This is a genomic window from Actinomycetota bacterium (assembly GCA_035640355.1).
In the GTDB taxonomy this organism is placed as follows: Bacteria; Actinomycetota; UBA4738; order UBA4738; family HRBIN12; genus CALGFI01.
In genome coordinates this window covers 13,900-31,017 of sequence record DASQWI010000019.1, presented here as the reverse complement: position 1 = coordinate 31,017, position 17,118 = coordinate 13,900, and the positions used below count along the sequence as shown (strand labels likewise).

Annotated in this window: 18 protein-coding genes; 11 read left to right on the top strand and 7 right to left on the bottom strand. The window is 65.7% G+C overall.

The features are described from left to right. Window positions 1-67 precede the first annotated feature (67 nt). Both VFA08_10505 and VFA08_10500 read left to right on the top strand, forming a co-directional pair. Entirely contained in the window at window positions 68-694 is a 627-nt protein-coding gene (locus VFA08_10505) for a response regulator transcription factor (protein ID HYZ14018.1), read from the top strand. 144 nt (window positions 695-838) lie between these two features. Then, window positions 839-2,959: a PAS domain-containing sensor histidine kinase gene (locus VFA08_10500; GenBank protein ID HYZ14017.1), complete on the top strand. Its 2,121-nt coding sequence runs from the start codon at window positions 839-841 to the stop codon at window positions 2,957-2,959. A 25-nt stretch (window positions 2,960-2,984) separates the two neighbouring features. Here VFA08_10500 and VFA08_10495 read toward each other — a convergent pair whose 3' ends face one another. From VFA08_10495 to VFA08_10485, 3 genes are all read right to left on the bottom strand, one after another. Next, window positions 2,985-5,177 carry a transglycosylase domain-containing protein gene (locus VFA08_10495; protein ID HYZ14016.1) on the bottom strand — a complete coding sequence of 731 codons (2,193 nt, stop codon included), beginning with the start codon at window positions 5,175-5,177 and terminating at the stop codon, window positions 2,985-2,987. Window positions 5,178-5,268: 91 nt separating this feature from the next. Then, window positions 5,269-5,664: a DUF5318 family protein gene (locus VFA08_10490; protein HYZ14015.1), complete on the bottom strand. Its 396-nt coding sequence runs from the start codon at window positions 5,662-5,664 to the stop codon at window positions 5,269-5,271. Between the two features lie 44 nt (window positions 5,665-5,708). Then, window positions 5,709-6,080, bottom strand: coding sequence for an Rv3654c family TadE-like protein (locus VFA08_10485; protein HYZ14014.1), 372 nt, complete (start codon window positions 6,078-6,080; stop codon window positions 5,709-5,711). Between the two features lie 121 nt (window positions 6,081-6,201). On the opposite strand from VFA08_10485, the gene VFA08_10480 reads away from it, so the two are divergent. Beyond that, window positions 6,202-6,894, top strand: coding sequence for a hypothetical protein (locus VFA08_10480; protein HYZ14013.1), 693 nt, complete (start codon window positions 6,202-6,204; stop codon window positions 6,892-6,894). 21 nt (window positions 6,895-6,915) lie between these two features. Here VFA08_10480 and VFA08_10475 read toward each other — a convergent pair whose 3' ends face one another. Then, window positions 6,916-7,941, bottom strand: a complete 1,026-nt coding sequence (locus VFA08_10475) for a hypothetical protein (GenBank protein HYZ14012.1) — start codon at window positions 7,939-7,941, stop codon at window positions 6,916-6,918. Window positions 7,942-8,196: 255 nt separating this feature from the next. Between VFA08_10475 and VFA08_10470 the strand changes: the two genes are divergently transcribed. The 3 genes from VFA08_10470 (at window position 8,197) to VFA08_10460 (ending at window position 10,561) form a co-directional block, all read left to right on the top strand. Then, a complete protein-coding gene (locus tag VFA08_10470) occupies window positions 8,197-8,700 on the top strand; it encodes a hypothetical protein (protein HYZ14011.1) in 504 nt (167 codons plus the stop codon). 107 nt (window positions 8,701-8,807) lie between these two features. After that, on the top strand, window positions 8,808-10,085 hold the full coding sequence (locus VFA08_10465; GenBank protein HYZ14010.1) for an AAA family ATPase: 1,278 nt from the start codon (window positions 8,808-8,810) through the stop codon (window positions 10,083-10,085). A gap of 14 nt (window positions 10,086-10,099) precedes the next feature. Continuing rightward, window positions 10,100-10,561: a hypothetical protein gene (locus VFA08_10460; GenBank protein ID HYZ14009.1), complete on the top strand. Its 462-nt coding sequence runs from the start codon at window positions 10,100-10,102 to the stop codon at window positions 10,559-10,561. A 40-nt stretch (window positions 10,562-10,601) separates the two neighbouring features. On the opposite strand, the gene VFA08_10455 is transcribed toward VFA08_10460, so the two are convergent. Further along, the gene (locus VFA08_10455) at window positions 10,602-10,838 is read right to left on the bottom strand and encodes a hypothetical protein (protein HYZ14008.1); all 237 of its coding nucleotides are present in this window, start codon (window positions 10,836-10,838) and stop codon (window positions 10,602-10,604) included. Between the two features lie 379 nt (window positions 10,839-11,217). On the opposite strand from VFA08_10455, the gene VFA08_10450 reads away from it, so the two are divergent. The 5 genes from VFA08_10450 (at window position 11,218) to VFA08_10430 (ending at window position 15,629) form a co-directional block, all read left to right on the top strand. Next, on the top strand, window positions 11,218-11,436 hold the full coding sequence (locus VFA08_10450; GenBank protein ID HYZ14007.1) for a hypothetical protein: 219 nt from the start codon (window positions 11,218-11,220) through the stop codon (window positions 11,434-11,436). Window positions 11,437-11,502: 66 nt separating this feature from the next. Further along, window positions 11,503-11,754: a hypothetical protein gene (locus VFA08_10445; GenBank protein HYZ14006.1), complete on the top strand. Its 252-nt coding sequence runs from the start codon at window positions 11,503-11,505 to the stop codon at window positions 11,752-11,754. A 167-nt stretch (window positions 11,755-11,921) separates the two neighbouring features. Further along, on the top strand, window positions 11,922-12,446 hold the full coding sequence (locus VFA08_10440; protein ID HYZ14005.1) for an RNA polymerase sigma factor: 525 nt from the start codon (window positions 11,922-11,924) through the stop codon (window positions 12,444-12,446). Next, window positions 12,436-14,430: a zf-HC2 domain-containing protein gene (locus VFA08_10435; GenBank protein ID HYZ14004.1), complete on the top strand. Its 1,995-nt coding sequence runs from the start codon at window positions 12,436-12,438 to the stop codon at window positions 14,428-14,430. Before VFA08_10440 ends, VFA08_10435 begins: the two co-directional genes overlap by 11 nt. After that, the gene (locus VFA08_10430; protein ID HYZ14003.1) at window positions 14,427-15,629 is read left to right on the top strand and encodes a M15 family metallopeptidase; all 1,203 of its coding nucleotides are present in this window, start codon (window positions 14,427-14,429) and stop codon (window positions 15,627-15,629) included. Before VFA08_10435 ends, VFA08_10430 begins: the two co-directional genes overlap by 4 nt. Window positions 15,630-15,839: 210 nt before the next feature. Here the strand turns inward: VFA08_10430 and VFA08_10425 are convergent, their stop codons facing one another. Both VFA08_10425 and VFA08_10420 read right to left on the bottom strand, forming a co-directional pair. Further along, window positions 15,840-16,643, bottom strand: coding sequence for an HAD family hydrolase (locus tag VFA08_10425; protein HYZ14002.1), 804 nt, complete (start codon window positions 16,641-16,643; stop codon window positions 15,840-15,842). A 76-nt stretch (window positions 16,644-16,719) separates the two neighbouring features. Beyond that, window positions 16,720-17,097 (bottom strand): hypothetical protein, encoded by a 378-nt coding sequence (locus VFA08_10420; protein ID HYZ14001.1) that lies wholly within the window; start codon window positions 17,095-17,097, stop codon window positions 16,720-16,722. Window positions 17,098-17,118: the final 21 nt, after the last annotated feature.

The window sequence follows — 17,118 nt, the reverse complement described above, 5'->3', positions numbered from 1 at the left end:
CGACATATAGGATTGACCCGCTCTGCCGTGCGGCGGAGCTCGATGGAGGCACAGTTTGGCGATTCGAGTGGCTATCGCGGACGACCATTCCCTGGTCAGGCAGGGCCTCCGGCGGTATCTGGACATGGCGGACGGCATCGAGGTCGTGGGCGAGGCCGCCAACGGCAGCGAGCTCGTCGACATGATCGAGCGCGAGGCTCCGGACATCGCGCTGGTGGACATCCGGATGCCCGAGATGGACGGTCTCGAGGCCGCACGCCGGATCCGTGACAAGTTCCCCAAGGTCGGCGTCATCATGCTGACCGCCTACGACGACAGGCAGTTCGTCGTCGAGGCGGTTCGCTCGGGAGCACGTGGCTACGTCCTGAAGGCCCGAGACGCCGAGCATCTCATCCAGACCGTTCGACTGGTCGCCGGCGGGAATATGGTGATCGACCCGCAGCTCGTCGTCGCCCTCGCCGAGGAGCTCTCTCAGGCGAAGGAACGCGACCGCCGCGCCGAGACGCTCACCGCTCGCGAGATCGAGGTGCTGCAGCTTCTCGCGTTCGGCCACACCAACCGCGACATCGCCGAGCGCCTGTACATCTCCCCAGACACCGTCAAGACACACCTGGAGCACATCTTCGAGAAGCTCGGCGCGTCCGACCGAACGGCGGCCGTGGCCGAAGCGCTCCGCCGGCGCCTTATCGAGTAAGACCGGGTCCCCTCTCCGGGGTGTCGACCGATCGCCCTCCACGCTACAGCAACCGGCCGTCCGGCGTAGGTCGCTCCTTGCGCCAGGCCACCATCCCGGGTGATGGAGTCGGCATCGGCGCTGCGCGATGATGACGGCTTGATCATGTCCACGCGGTCCATCCGCTCGCACGTCTGGATCGTTCCGTCGGTCCTTCTGCTGGCCGGCGTCGGCGTGGCGCTCGCATATACGGTCGCTCCGACCGACATCCGTTCGACCGACGGCGCGCCGGGAACGATCGTCGCGGGATCGTGCGTTCTCGCCGCGACGGCGATCTTCGCGAGAGCGCGTCGGCCGCGCGCGTGGCGGACAGCGAGATGGCTCGGATTCGGTGTGCTCGGGCTGGCCGCGCTCGGCGTCTCGTTCGCCATCATCGACGTACGAGGCACGTCGCCGATGCAGCCGTCGCCACTCGACATCGTGTTCGGAGCCGTCGCCGTTTTGTTCTTGGTCCCGGTCGTCCAGGAGTTCCGCAGTCACGTCGACCGCGACACGCGCCGTGAGATCGCGGCCGACGTCGCGCTGATCACCGCGGCGGTGGGCACGATCGTGTACCTGATCATCCGGCCGGCGAACGCCGACGTCGGCGTCTCGCTCGCGGCAGCCCAGCTCGCCGCGAGCGCCGCCGCGGCGTTCTGCTCGTACGGCGCGCTCGCCATGTGGCTACCGTCGGCCCCGCACGTCGGAATGTTCGCCGCCGTTGCCGGCGCGGCATCGGCCGTGCTGACGTTCGCCGGCGACTGGGTCGAGGGCTCGTTCGAGCCCGGCCGCGCCGAGATCGACGTCCCGATCGCGCTCTCCAGCCTGTTCATCGCTTTGCTGATCACTGTGGTTCCCCGCGGCGTGTACGAGTACGCGCCCGAACGACCCACGCGGTACGGACGTGCCCTCCTCACGACGCTGTCGGTGACGACGGCGTGCGCCGCCCTCGGGTTCGTCGCGACCTACGAGATCGAGGGCCACGTGGGACCCGTCCAGGCATCGGGATTGATCGCCATCCTCGCCGTCGGCATCGGCGTAAGGATCCTCGTCAACCAGGTCCGCGGGACGCATTCGCAGCGTGCCGTGCAAGACGCGCTCGAGCAGAAGGAAAGCGCGCTGCGGGAGACAGACAAGGCGCTGGCGCGCCTGCAGCGAGCGAACGAGACACTCCGCGAGTCCGAGGAGCGCCTTCGCACGGTCTTCGAGGCGGCCGTCGACGGCATCGTCGAGCTCGACGACTCGGACGTGATCGTCCGAGCGAACGGCGCGTTCTGCCGGATGATCGAACTCCCGCAGTCGCTCGTGGAAGGGCAGGCGTGGACGGCGCTCGCGGGGTCCATCGACGCTGACGAGTCCTTCGGCGCGCTTCCGGCGACGGGTCAGGGGACGCTGCACCGCGAAGGCCACGCGGTGTACGTCGAGGCGCGCATGTCGGAGATCCCCGGCGATCCACCGCGACGCCTGCTCCTCGTGCGCGACGTCACGCCGGCCCGAGTGGCGGACCAGACGATCCGCTCGCTGTTCAAGTTCCTGCAGGATCGCGACGAGGACCGCACCCGGATCATGCGCCGGACCAACGCGGCGATCGAGAGCGAACGCAACCGCATCGCGCGCGACCTGCACGATGGCCCGGTGCAGGGTGTCTCGGCCGCGTCGCTGTCCCTCGAGGCCGTGCTGCTCATGCTCAGAGCAGGCGAGACCGAGGACGGCGTCGAGGTCCTGTCCAAGGTTCGACGAGAGCTGTCGGAAGAGGCAGACAACCTGCGCCGCCTGATGTCCGGGCTGCGGCCACCGTTGCTCGAGGAGCGGGGACTGATACCAGCGCTCCGCGAGACGCTCGACAAGCACGGACGCGACAGCGGCGTCCGCGCGGAGTTCGTCGGCAAGGAGATGGCCGACATCCCACAAGATCTCGAGACGCTGGCGTTTCGGATCGTCCAGGAGGCGTTGTCGAACAGCGCGAAACACGCGCAGCCGACGTCGGTGACGGCGACCGTCGAGGCCGTGGCCGGACAGCTGCGGATCGAGATCGCGGACGACGGGATCGGCTTCGACTCGACCAGGGCACGCGAGTACCTTCAGATGGGGCGGGTCGGGTTGGCGTCGATGCGCGAGCGCGTGGAGCTCGCCAACGGCACGTTCATGGTGCACTCGACGATCGGCAAGGGCACCACGGTGCTCGCGACGTTGCCCCTCGACGCCGTCCCGGGGCCGAGAGAGTTCTCGGTCGGCGAGGCCTCGTAGGGCCCTACCCGAAGCCGTACCAGCCCTAGGGAGTCGGGCTCGGTAACGCCCCGGTTGCCCCGCTCGCTCCGGTCGGTCCCGTCGGCGCCGGCGTCTGGGTCGGTTGGGGCAGCGGCTCCTGTGTGGGCTCGGGCTTGGGCTCCTTCGTTGGCTCCGGCTCGGGCGTCTCGGTCACGGTCGGCGAGGGCTGCGGCGAGGAGACCGGGGTGGGCGGACTCTGCGTGTACCCCTCGGTCGTCGGCGTGGCGAACTCGCGAACGCGCATGCCCTCCATAGCGGAGAGCATGAAGTCGTGCCAGATGAGCGCCGGGAGCGTTCCCCCGTACACGACCGAGTAGCCCTCCACGTTGTACAGCTCGATCTGTGCCTCGGCGTATCCGACCCACACGCACGTCGCGATCTGCACGGTGTATCCGCAGAACCAGGCGTCTCGGAACTCCTGGTTCGTCCCGGTCTTGCCCGCGGCCGGCCACGGGATGATCGCGTTCGTCCCGGTCCCGCTGGAGATGACGGTCTGGAGCGCCGAGGTGGCCAGGTCGACATCGTTTCGGTCGATGACTTGCTTACCGTTCTCCCGGATCGAGGTCGTCTCGCCGTTCGGGTCCTCGACGCGAAGCAGCGGCGTCGGCCGGTGATACTCCCCGCGCGAGGCGAGCGTCGCATACGCGCTCGCCATCTCGAGCGGGTTGACCTCCTGCGTGCCGATCGCGATCGAGCAGACGGGCTGAAGCTCCGAGCGGATCCCCATTCGGTGGGCCACGTCGACGACGGCCTCGGGGCCGACGGCCGGCGCGATCTGTGCGTACACGGTGTTGACGGAGTTGGTCGTCGCCGACAGGAGTGTGAAGTACCCGCTCGTCGAGTCGCCGGCGTTCGATACCTGCCACGGCTCGCCGTCCGTGTAGCAACGCGGATCCTGGATCGTGATCGACGACGGTCCGTTCCATCCCGACGTGAGCGGATACCCCTGCTCGAGCGCGGCGAGCAGCGTGAACGGCTTGAATGCCGAACCCGCTTGCCGGCCCGTGCCACCCTGGCCGGTCGCGAGGTTGGTGTGCTCGCGATTGAAGTTCTTGCCTCCGTACATGGCGAGGATGCCCCCGGTGCGGGTGTCGATGGCGACGAGCGCGGCATCGGGCGTGTTCTCGTCGTTCAGGTACTTGCCGACCGCGGCTTCGGCCGCGTTCTGCATCTGCATGTCGAGCGTCGTTCGCACCTGGAGGCCGCCGCCGAACACGATGTCCTCGTTGTCGTCGTACCGGTCGAGCAGCGTCCTTCGAGTGTGGTCGAGGAAGTAGCCGAGCTTGCCGGAGAAGTTGAGTCCGATGTCGATCGGGTTCACCTTGACGTCCTTGTCCATCATGGCCTGGGCTCGCTCCTCGGAGAGGTAGCCGTCGATGACCATGCGGCCGAGCGCGTAGTTCCGTCGCTCGAGCGCCGTCTCTGGCTGGTCGACAGGGTCGTACAGCGACGGCTTCGTGATCAGGCCGGCGAGCGTGGCCGACTCCAGGATCGTCAGGTCTTTCGCGTCCTTCTGCCAGTACGTCTGCGCGGCGGCCTGCGCGCCGTACGCGCCGCGACCGAAGTACACGGTGTTCAGATACTTGGCCAGGATCTCGTCCTTGCTGAACTGCTGCTCGACCTTGACGGCCAGGAGAACCTCACGGATCTTCTGCTCGATGTTCCGTGCCGGGACGACGTACTCGCTGTCGCCGGTCTCCGGATCCTCTACGTACTCGCCGGCGTAGACGTTCTTCACCAGCTGCTGGGTGATCGTCGACGCGCCCTGGACGACCTCCTGGCGAACGAGGTCCGTCCAACCGGCGCGCAGGATCCCGACGGGGTCGAACCCCGGATGGTCGTAGAAGCCGCCGTCCTCGACGGAGATCACCGCGTTGCGCAGATGCTTCGGCATCTCGGAGAGCGGGATGATGGTTCGGTCCACGCTCGCGTGCAGCGTAGCGATCTGGTTGCCGTGACGGTCGTAGATGTACGTCGTTTGTAGCGGCGGCGGCGTCTTGGGTAGCTCGAGCCGTGAGTAGATCCAGATCAGCGTCAGCAGGACCAGCAGCAAGGCCCCGGCGGGCGCGACGATGAACACCCACCACCAGCGCTTCAGCCAGCCTTTGAACCCCTTCAGCTGTGGGCGCTTCTTGTGGGGGGCGTGCTTTCGACCGTTCGTCGCGCCGGTCCGGGTCCGTTCGGTGCCGACGGCCACGTCAGGCCTGAGTGTAGCCACGGCGTCACGTTTCCCCATATGCGACCTGCGGAAACGGTGTGGCGATGCTGTAGCGGTCGAGGGTTCTCGGCTAGACGGCCCGAGCCACGAAGGCCTCGGACAAGTGGTTCCACTGGCACTCGGTGCACACCTCGACGACGTAGCACCAGGAACCCGGACGGTCGGCGGCCATGGACAGGCCGACGTCGAGCGGCCACACGCGGCCGTTCTCCCGCTTCAGGCCGTCGCCGAACACGAACGCGAGGAGTCGCAGCTTGGCCTGTGCGCACACGGGGCAATCGCGTCGGGAGTTCTCTCCCACATTGCGAGCCGCGCGCATGAGCTCTGGGTGAGCGTCGCAGATGTCAGAACGCGAGAGCAGACCCGTACGCACCTGCCGCAGCAGGGCGCGTTTGGCCAACGTGTAATCGACGGTCGCGAGGAGCGCTCGCTTCCCTCGTTTCGGCCAGGCTGCTCGCATCGCCATGGTCCGGGCATCGTACACCCGGCCGGTGTCAGGGCGTCCGGCCGTCAGGCCGGCAGATTGACGACGGCGCGCGCACGCGCCTCGACGACTCGATCGTCGGTGAACAGGAGCAGCGGTCCGACCGCGGCGTGCACGGTGACGACGGCCTCGAAGGTGTCCTTCGAGCAGGAACACGACACGAGGGTGACCGCGTTCCGGGTCGCATACTCGCGCGCGACGTCCTCGGGCTCGATGTCGGAGGGAAACGCGAGCTCTTGCGCCGCTGCCAGCGCCGTGAAATCGGCGGCGGTCTGCGCAGAGGCGGCAACCGCGACGACGCGCGCCAGATCAGCGGCGCCCAGCGAGAGCACCACGAGGGCCGCGAGGATCGACGCAACGACGATCGAGACCGAGCCGCGTTCGGAACCCACCCTCACCCGAACTCCTGGCGAGCGGTTGCCGATGTCGTGAACGTGACGGTCGGTGGCAGGAGGCCAGGAACCCACTCGGAGAGCGGCGTCGCCTCATCTGGAGCGCCGAGTTCGTAGCATGCGTGTGATGGCGAGATGGCAAGTAGAGCTCAGAGGAGATGAAGCAGATCTTGAGTTGTTGGTCACCCTGTTCAAGTCCGCCGATGATGAGATCGTCCGGGACGGGGACTCCATACTCCTCGAGTCCCTTGAGCTCGAATCTCTCGAGCACAGCTCCGACGTCTACGGTGCCGCCAAGGACATCGTGACGCGAATCAACGGGGCGACACGGCTCCAACAGCGGAACTTCAAGAACGTGACAATCGGATCGGTTCACGAACAGAAAGCGGACGGTACCAAGGCAACAAACGTCTTCGTAGAGGCGGCCACGATTGAAGTTCACCCCGTCGTGTTTCCGGCAGCCATAGTCGGCGGCGCTACGTCTGAACCAGTCGCGAGTCCTGCCAGCCGCTTCGCCAAGGCAGCGGCCCGCGACCGGGACGCGCAGGAGGCGCTAGATCTTTGGGCTAACGAGCCGCACAACTGGGTGAACCTGTACAAGGTGTACGAAATTGTCCGGGCGCGGAGCGGGCTGGGGGCGAGCGGTATCAGTACCAACGAGCTGAGTCGATTCACGCACACTGCGAATCATGAGAAGGGCGGGGGTCGAGGTGCTCGGCACGCTCGACGGGGCACCGACCCACCGAAAGACCCAATGCCCGAGCGGGAGGCTGACGATCTCGTCAGTCGCCTACTAGAGGCCTGGCTGCTGTCGCTTTGACTTGGATGGATCTTCTGCTCGCTATACGGGTTCGACGGGGAGATACAAGGAGTGAGCGCTTCGCTCGAGGAAAGCCCGAACGCGCTCGTGCACGTCGGGCGATGGGTTCCGGACTGTCACTCGAGCGTTCTTCGAGCCCCGGTGGATCCCTGCGCGAAGCAGCGTCCGGATCTCGGCATCGTCATCAGGCATGGAGTAACCAACGATTTCCAGGGCCTTTGCCCGACTAAGCGCGCCGTATGCGTCTCGCCAGACATCTCGTAGAGGTCCGAGATCGCCGGCCTTGCCTCGGACCATCGTCACCATGTGTGGATCGATGGTCCTGCTTCGCAAGACGTTCCAGGCTGACGACCAACTCTCCATACAACGCGTCCGGAGGAGGAGTTCTGGCTCCTTGTCGCGCAGCTTGTCGTTGAGAGCAAAAGTATATGGATGATCTACGAAAAGGACCTCCTTTAGCCACGCGTAATCGGCTTTGGTCAGATTCCGCTTTGCGTTGCCGGCCGTACACCAGTCAATGGAGCCGTGCAGCTTCAAGAGGAGCAACGTGCTATCAGCCGGGGATCCGCAGAGTCGGACAGGAACACCGATTACTTGTGCAGTTCGTTCGATCAAGGGGTCCCAGTTCGAGGTAATGACAATATTCCCGGGCTGGACTATCTGCTTCAGGTACTCGCGATTGATAAGGCGGGCGTCGTTGACGTCGCGGGTGCCTTCAAGAAGGACCCGCGCAATTGAGACCTTGAGAGCACGATAGAGATCTGGCGCGTCAGTGAATCCCGTTTCCACGAAGCCCGTGCCGACATCAAGGAAAGTCCTCAGCGTCGAGAAGAAATCCACGACTCCCGGGCGAAATCCGGCATGGACGGCGTCCGGATAGAAGAACTTGAAGGCTTTGAGCAGTTGCTCCTCTGTGACCGAGGAGCGGTTCTCCCTTGCCAGCGCCAGAACGGCGTCAATCAAGGAAGGCGTATTTGGCAGGCCTGCTGTCGACGAGAGGCCGGCACCAACGAAATAGACCTGTCTGTTCCGTTCCGGCGGCGGCACGACTCCCTCACCCCTATGCGCATGTAGTCAACCCGTGATACTGCCTCGAATCCACCCCTCAACGCACGCGCCGGCTGACGCGCCATTCGCTCTTCCACTTGAAGGGTCGTCCCGACGATCCGGTGTACGTAGACGGCGTAGGAGGGGCACCTTCGCCTCTACTCAGACAGGTACCCGTCCGCCCTGATCGACCAGCTCCACCCCGTCGGTCCGAAGATCGAGGCAGCCCACATGGGCCGCTACGATCCACCCGTGATGAAAGTCACGCTGGACACGAATCTTCTCTTTGAGTATTGGAGGGACCGGCCGAAGAAGGCCCTAGTAGAGAGATTGTTGGCACTCGCGGCCAATGGCGACATCGGCCTCGCTATCACCGCACGGGTACGAGAGGACATTCCGGATGAGCCGTATGCCAGCGGCATCAACGCCCTCGATGAAATTGGGGTTGAGGAGACGGGTTCGGTTACCAGGCTTGGCAATTGGGTCCTCGGGAGAGATCAACTGGGTTCGGCGGGGTTCGAGGACTTCCGACTCGAACTCGAATCGGCCTGGGAAGAAGGCGATCCCAAGCTTCCTGACTGGCGAGACTGGGACCATCTACACGCTCATATGCTCCAAGGACGGACGGTCTTCCTTACGTGGGATGGCGCGATGCTTCGGTTGAGAGAGATCCTCGATGCGCGTTTCCAGATTCGGGTTCAGACTCCGGAGGATTTCCTCATCGAGATTGGCACAGACGACAGTCAACATGGCCACTAGTAGGCCTATGGCGGTGACCTCGCGCCCTACGATGGCGCGTTCCAGCGGGCCACAGCTATGCGCATTGGGCTACGACGGGGAGGTCTCAGGTGTGGCGAAGCATCACGTTGCGCAACTTCAAACTCTTCGATGAGCAAGGTGTAGCCGTCGACCTCCGGCCAGTCACGGTTCTCATAGGAGCTAACGGTGCCGGCAAGAGTTCTGTCCTTCAGGCTTTGGCGCTGCTCAAGCAATCGAAAGCAAGCCAGACCCTAATCCTGCAAGGACCACATCTCAACCTTGGCTCGTACCGCGACGTCGCACACAACCAGAACGAAGACTTACGGATGGGCATCGAAGTCTCAGCAGACTACGCCCCGGCTGACTCTGACATTGCTGAAATCCACCCGATGTTTGATGCCGGTTCATTCGACTACAAAGCGGAGTTCGTTCGCGGTGGAGCGCTGCAAACGCACTCTGGGACGCTGAATGGGGAACGTGACATCGTTCTACAGGGGGAATGGGACGCGCGAGTGGCGTCACCTACCTTCCCCTTGCCGATGCGGGAAGGTATTGGTTATCAGCTTGCTCCGATTCAACAGATTTCCATTCCTTTCCAAATCAACTCGGTGTCGGTGCCTCCGGACGACTATCTTTGGACGAGGGTCACTGAGCAACTCATCAGCCGTCTGCACACGGTGTTTTCGCTCCTCGAAAAGACATACCTTGTACCGCCTATTCGCGGTCTTGATAGGCCGTCGTACGGCGTGTTGCCTGGCATCCCCGAACTCGACTACCCGGCTGGCTGGGGGCCCGAGTCACAAGCAACTTACGTGGTCAATGCGTTCGCGTACCAACCGGAGCTGTCCGCTCACGTCGCACGTTACTTGCAGGAAGTACTAGGTCCGGACGCGTTGCAGATTCGCCCTCGGTTGGCTCCAAACCAACAGGTGTCGGCAGAGACTTTCGTCGAAGGTATCAACATCAACTTGGTGAACGAGGCCTTCGGTCTCAATCAGCTACTCCTGCCGCTCATCGGGTTCGCGAGAGCTGGCGAAGGGTCAGTCATAACAATCGAAGAGCCAGAGATTCACCTGCACCCCAAAGCACAAGTCGCCCTTTGCGGACTGTTCGTAGAGCTGGTGAAGGCACGAAGGGGACAACTGATCCTGACAACTCATAGCGAGCACATCATCATCGGCCTGCTGAACGCCGTGACAGCCCGGCGATTGCCGTCGACGGAGATCTCCATCTATGAGTTCAGTCGAGTTAACCAAACAACCCGCGCTCGGCGCCTCGAAGTGAACGAGTTCGGCCAAATCTCGGGTGGCTTAAAGGGCTTCATGGACGTCGACATTGAGAGCCTGAACGACTACCTGAACAGCCGCTTTGGCCAGAGAGAATGAGTAAGCATCACTTCGTGCTGGATGAGAACATAGTTCGGCTTGCTCAGTTGCAGGAGGACGACAAAGGCAAGAGCAATCCAGATTGTTTAGAGCTTATCCTCCGAATCGACCGGAACTGCCACTCTCTCGTCTTCCCATATTCGGCGTGGAAACGCTACGTACGCCATGTAGAGAGCCTTCCTCAATCGAAACTCGCTACTCCTCGGGTCCTTGCCATACTTGCCGCCCTTCTTCTCAATGCGGACAAGGACCATCGATTCCTGAGCGATGACGACCTTCCGCCCGTACCGGAGGCGGAGGATGTTGTGAAACCTGCGGACCTACCATTCGTTCAAGCCGCTGCCGCGGTGAATGGAGCGATTTTGGCGACGACGGATGGCCCTCTGCGGATTCGGGTCGCAGCGGCGGGTATCGACACCAAGTACTCCTTCATCGTTGAGGAGCCTGCCGTTGCCGTAAAGCGTGCCGGGCCGTAGCGATCGTTGGGGTATGAACACCTTGGCGCCGTCAGTTCGATCAACGGGAGTCGCGCAGCATCCCAATGACGAGTGCCCTCGCGGCGCGATCATCCTCAAGATCGATTAGCAGCTCGCCAAACATCCGCGTCCTCGGCTCGCCCCAGTACTCGCCGATCCTTCCGGCCCGCTCGAAGTCGGGAAGCATGAGGACGTGGAGCAGCTCAGCGCGGGCGGGCTTCGGGAGTGCGTCAAGACGCTCTCGGAGACACTGCTCCAGTTCGGGAAGTGTCGTCACTGCGCCACAGTATCCGAGTCGTCTGACGGTCCACGGTCGCTTCAGTCAAACGAGGGAGAGGTTCAGGGGAGTCGCGGCGAACCGCGATGCGGCGAGACTATGCGCGAGTGGTCGCGCGGACAATCGCCAGAGCGGCCGATTCGCGCATTGAGCACGCCGATGAGTCGCGGGGATGCTTCAATCGGCCGTCCAGGGGCATAGCTCGCTCACGCAAGGTGATGTTCAGCAACGGGAGGATCGATGGCCGAAGTAGACATCAAACGGTTCGATGAAGCGGACGAGACGCGAAGGTTCGAGCACGGAACGTTCGAGCTCGTCACGATCGGCGGCGTCACCGTCGGACGCGCGCGATACGAGCTGGGCTGGGTGTGGTCGGAGCATGTCGGGAAAGCGACACCGCGAATCACTCTGTCAGGTCGAGCACGTCGGGCTCGTCGTGTCCGGGCGCTGCGCGGTGAAGATGAGCGACGGGACCGAGCACGAACTCACGCCGGGCGATCTGTTCCACGTCGCGCCGGGTCACGACTCCTGGGTGATCGGCGACGAGCCGTACATATCGCTGCATTTCCTCGGCGCGACCGACTACGCGAAGCACTAGCTCCTTAACGGCTCCAATTGCTGGAGGTTCCGAGGAACTGTCAGACCCCGGTTCTACGATCGCATCGTGGGTCAGGTCATCGAGCTCTCCGACTGGCGTGAGGCACGTGAGCGCGATCCCGTGGCGCGCCTGGAGCGGGCGATCGCCCGCCTGGAGGCACAGCTCGAGCGCGGGAGCGGCCGCATCGGAAGGCGCGTCGAGGCCGAGCTTCTGGCCATCACCGGAGCCATGACCGCCGGCCTGCAGGACGAGGCGGCCGAGCGCGCCGAGCGTCTGACCGAGCGCCTCGACCACCCTTCTGCCCGCCTCTCGAGCTAGGCACGGCTCGGAACAAACCAGCCGAACCCCCGGTCCTACGGGCGGACCGAGAGAGATGGAAGAGGAGGCCCGCCCGCGTCGCGACGCCATCCCCGCAGGTCAGCGGGGTATTCGGGCGTGCGCCGCGGGGCTACGCTTGCGTGGCCGGCCGGACCGAGAGGGAAGACGTGCAGGACCCCGACCCGCGCACGATCGCGCGCGCCCGCGAGGGCGACCTCGACGCGTTCGAAGACCTGGTGCGGCGGTACCAGGGCGACCTGTGGCGGTTCGCCTTCCACTTCACGCGCGACCGCGCCCTAGCCGAGGACGTCACGCAGGAGGCGTTCCTCCGAACCTTCCGGTTCCTGAAGGGCTTCCGCGGCGACTCCAAGTTCACGAGCTGGTTGTTCCGGATCGCGCGGAACTGCGCGATGGACGCCATCAAGGCTCGGAACGTGCACTACGAGAAGGAGCCCGCCGCGCCGCTCGCTACGACGGACCCGCAGGCCCGAGTCGAGCTGCAGGCAGCGCTCTCGGCCGTGGGCGAGGAGCACCGCGAGCCGTTCCTGTTGATCGAGGTCTTCGGCCTTTCCTATCAGGAGGCCGCCGACGTCCTGGGGGTGCGCGTCGGGACCGTGAAGAGTCGGATGCATCGAGCCCGGAAGGCCATGATGGGAGCGCTCGCGCTGGAGGAGGACGCCGGTGGATCATGAACGCGCCGAGCGCCTGATCTCCGAGCGCCTCGACGGCGAGCGGCTGTCGTCGCGCGACACCGTGGCGCTCGAACGCCATCTCGAGACGTGTGCCGAGTGTCGTGCGTTCGAACGTGGCGCGTACCGGCTGCGCGATGCCGCGCGGTTCGAGATCGCGCCCGCGGTGCCCGACCTCGTCGAGCAGATCATGACCTCGGTCGAGAACGAGTCATGGTCGCGTCCGGCCGGAATCCGAGTGGTTCGCCCGATGCGTCTGCCGCAACGACGATCGTTGCTCCCGCGAGTGGCACCCGCGATCGCCGCGCTCCTTGTCGGGTTGCTCGCCGGCAGCCTCGTCGTGGGCGGTCCGTGGCGAGATGCGGAGCGCGACTCGATGACGGCGTTGGCCGCGGAGGACGTGACCGACGGAGTCGCCGGTGCGGCGCCGTCGCTCGACTCGTACGCGGCGCATTTCTCCATCGTCGAACGCAACCTCGGGGCAGACGTTCCCGTCCGCGAGATGCGGATGCGCGTGTGGTTCAACGCGCCCGAACAGTTCCGCATGGACGTCGTCGACCGAACGGAATATCCGGCGCATGCGACGCCGACCGATCTGAAACTCGTAGTGAACGGCGACCGCTGGTACTCCTCGGCGCCGACGCCGTGTCCGCTTCCGCGTTGCCCGCAGCGCGAGACGAGCATCCGCAACCGCGCGCCGTTCTCGTCGCACGCGCCGGCGCCGACCGATCTGGTGCTACCGCTCGTTGCGCTCGCCGAACCTGAGTCCTTCGAGGTGCTGCGCATCGGGCGCGCGCTCGAACGCGAGGCCGTCGTCGTCGAGGTGCCGTGGGACCGTGCGTCTTCGCTGTTCCCGTTCCTGTCGATGGGCGGCCGGTGGCGCCCGTTCTTCCCGAACGACCACGTTCGGATCTGGCTCGATGCTGAGAGCTGGTTCCCCCTTCGGTGGCGCGTGTTCCCCGCACGGGGCCCCGCGCGCGATCAGTGGCAGCTCCGGTTCGGGCTCGAGGAAGAGCGCCCCAGGCGGTGGATCTTCGACGTGGTCGCGAGCTCCGTCCGCCTGTCAGCGCCGCCGGCCGACGTGTTCGAGATCCCCTCGACGGCGCGAACGGAGGATCTCGGCGCGCGCGCCGTAGCACTCGACGAGGTCCCGGGCGAGACCGGCTTCGAACCCGTGGCGCCGCCCTCGGAGCTCGGCGGACTCGACCTGTACCGCGTCGTGATCCCCGACGCGACGTCGGACGAGCAGACGCTCGTGACGTACGCCGACGGCCTGTCGTTCGTGAAGCTCGGCGAGACGCGTTCGTGGACCGCGGACTCGCCGTTCGGGCTCACCGACGTCCGGGCCGAGGAGGTCGTGCTCGGCGGGGGAAGCGTGGGCTACTACGAACCGGCGACCGAGACCCAAGGGCGACGCTTGTCGATCCACGCAGCCGGTACCGACCTCTACGTCGAAACCAACCTGCCGCGAGAGCGCCTGCTCGACGTGGGGGCGTCGCTCCCGGTGACGGGTCTCGAGATGCCCGACGAGTGGCGTGCGCACGGAACGGACGGCGCGCTCGTCGAACGGGTCACCCTCGAACAGGCCCGGGCTGCCGTCCCCTTCGAGATCGCGATGCCCCAACGGCTGCCCGCCGGCTTCACGCTGGCCAGCACCGAGATCGTCGAGGTCGAGGGCGACGTCGGCGTGAACCTGTACTTCCGCGATGCTGAGGTGGACGTCGGCGTCGGGACGGTCCGCCTGCACCTGGAGGCGGGAAGGGAGCTTCCGCCGGCGAGCGCCGCTCGGCAGTCGACGGTCGATGTGGGCGACGCCCAGGGGCGGTGGACGCCCGGACGCACGCAGCTCGAATGGATCGATGCCGGCGTGTACCACTCGCTCGACGTGCCGGAAGGGAGCGATCTGCGCCTCGCGGATCTGCTCGCGATCGCCGACTCGATGGCCGGCGATGACGCCGGCCAGGGCTTCCTGCCGGGAGTTCGGTGAACGCACGTGCTGCGGGCGGCGTCGCCGCCGCGCTGGTTGTGGGGCTCGTCATCGGAGCGGTGCTGACGCTCTCGATTCAGGGAACGGCGATCATCCCCGAAGAGCGCGACGTCCCGTCGATGCCGGAACCGATCCTCACCCCTGAGCTGCCCGATACGTTCCTCGCGTGGTCCCCCGGTGGGATGCCCGCCCGCTTCGCCGATGCAGTCGCCGAGATGCCGCAGATCCGCCGGGCGGTCGTGGTCGCCAGCGACAACACGTGGCTCACCAAGTCGTACTCGGCCGACGGCGAGGTCGTCGACGACCCCCCGCCGACGTTCTCGATCCCGCTCGAGGTCGCCGCGGTCGACCCGCGCGCGTACGCGCCGTTCTTGCCGCCGGCCGATCGTTCGGTAACCGTGGCGCTTGCACAAGGCAAGGGAGTGCTCGGAGAGTCGAGCGCGCGACTGCGCGGCCTGACACCGGGCGCGGTGCTGCGGTTCGGCGGCGAACGAGTCGAGATCGCGGCGATCCTCGCCGACGAGCTCGTCGGCGCGCACGAGCTCCTGGTCTCGAGCGAGGTGGGCCTGCGGATCGGGGTCACCCGCAACCGATATGCGCTCCTCGTCCCCGAGGGCGAGCCGACGGCTCATGAGGTGACGGTCGCCGTCAGGAGCGTCCTACCGACGGGGACGCTCGTGCGCGTTCGCGGCCCGGGCGACACACCGTATTTCCGCCACGGCGATGCCGTGCTGCCGCCCGTCAAGATCAAGGAGCTGTTCGGCGAGTTCGCCGCGAAGCCCCGCGAGGGCTGGCCCGCGGGGTTCCTCACGGCCGATCCCGAGTGGGTGCGCACGTACATCGACACGCAGCGGGTGCCGCTCCTGGGAACGGTGACGTGCCACGTCGCGCTGTTTCCGCAGATCCGCGGGGCGATCCGCGAGCTGATCCGTCGCGGTCTCGAGGACACGATCACGAGCTACTCGGGCTGCTGGGCGCCCCGACACATCCTGGGCGACCCCAACTCGGGGCTTTCACATCACGCCTGGGGCATCGCCATCGACGTGAACGTGCCGGAGAACCCGTTCGGCGCTCCGCCGAACCAGGACCCGCGTCTCGTCGAGGTGTTCGAGAAGTGGGGGTTCATCTGGGGCGGCCGGTTCATCGTGCCGGACGGGATGCACTTCGAATACCACCGCCCGACCAAGGACTCGTCGTAGGCAAACTTCGAAGCGAGCGGTGCGCGAAGGGAGCAGCGAACATGCGCAGTCTGCACGTGCCCGAGTACCGGCGACCAGGCCGCCGAGCCTCGGGCATGCCTCCCGCGGCACGACGCGCGTGGGTTTCTGCTCCCTTCGCGGTCACCCGAAGGTGACGTTCCGACCCTACAACGAGGGCGCTCGCTCGCGCGACTCGGTCGACCGGGGGATCTATGCCGCTTCGCGCGCCGCCGTCCGCGACCGGATGACGAGATAGCCGAGGATCGCCGCTGCGGCGACGGCGGCCGCGACGCCGGCGGCGACCCGCGTCTTGGGCTGCGTCGCCGTTCGAACGATCCGAGTTCGCATCCGCACCGGTCTTCGGAAGTCGCGAAGCTTCCACCCGCGCGCCTCTGCCTGGCGCCGGAGGTCCCGATCCGGGTTCACGGCGATCGGATGGCCGACGGCCTCGAGCATCGGCAGGTCGGTGATCGAGTCGGAGTACGCGTAGGAGCCGGCGAGATCGATCTTCCTGCGCTTGGCGATCGCCCGGATCTCGTCGGCCTTGGCCTGCCCGTAGCAGTAGAACTCGAGCTCGCCCGTGTACTTGCCGTCCACGATCTTCGCGCGCGTGGCGATCACGTCCGTCACGCCGAAATGGCTCGCCAGGGGTCGAACGACCTCTTCCGGCGAGCTGCTCACGATGTACAGCAGACGCCCCTCGGCGCGATGCAGCGCCATCAGGTCGAGCGCTTCCTGGTACACGAACGGATCGATGACCTCGATGATCACGTCGCGCACGAGGTTCTCGACCTCGGAATGCTCCCATCCCCTCGTCAGCGCGAGCATGCCGTGCTTGAGACGGTCCATCCGCTTTTCGTCCGCACCGACGAGCGCGTACACCAGCTGCGCGTACGCGCCTCGAACGAGCTGACCCCTTGTGACCATGCCAGCGCGATACATCGGACGCGACAGCGCAAGCGACGACGAGCGCGAGATGATCGTCTTGTCGAGGTCGAAGAACGCTGCCTCCATCACGCGTAAGGGTACGGGAGCCTGCCGACCGATCTCGGCAGGCTCCGCGAGCAGGCTCCGCGCGCGGCGAGACACGCTAGAACGAGGCGCTTCCCGCGCACACCTCGTCGGTCGAGAGGTTCCGCGCCCGGGCGCGGACGTTGTCCGCGCCGGCGTGGTTCGGCTCGACGATCCGAAGCTCGAACGAGCCGCTGGCGCCGCGTGTCGTCCGGGTTCCGCGGAACGCGAGCTGTCCGTCGTGACGGATGCGCACGCGCCACTCGTCACCGACGACGTTCTGGTCGACCTCGAACTCGACCTCGATACGGCCGTTCTCCGGACTGAGCTTGAGCTTCCAGTCGCTCCTGCCGCTGCACGGACCCTCGCGGATCACGTCGCGATCCCCGGCGGACGCAACCGCCGGTACGGCTAGAACGAACAGCGCAACGAGCGAGACTGCCACAGCTTTGCGCATCCTCGACCTCCTCCATCCGAT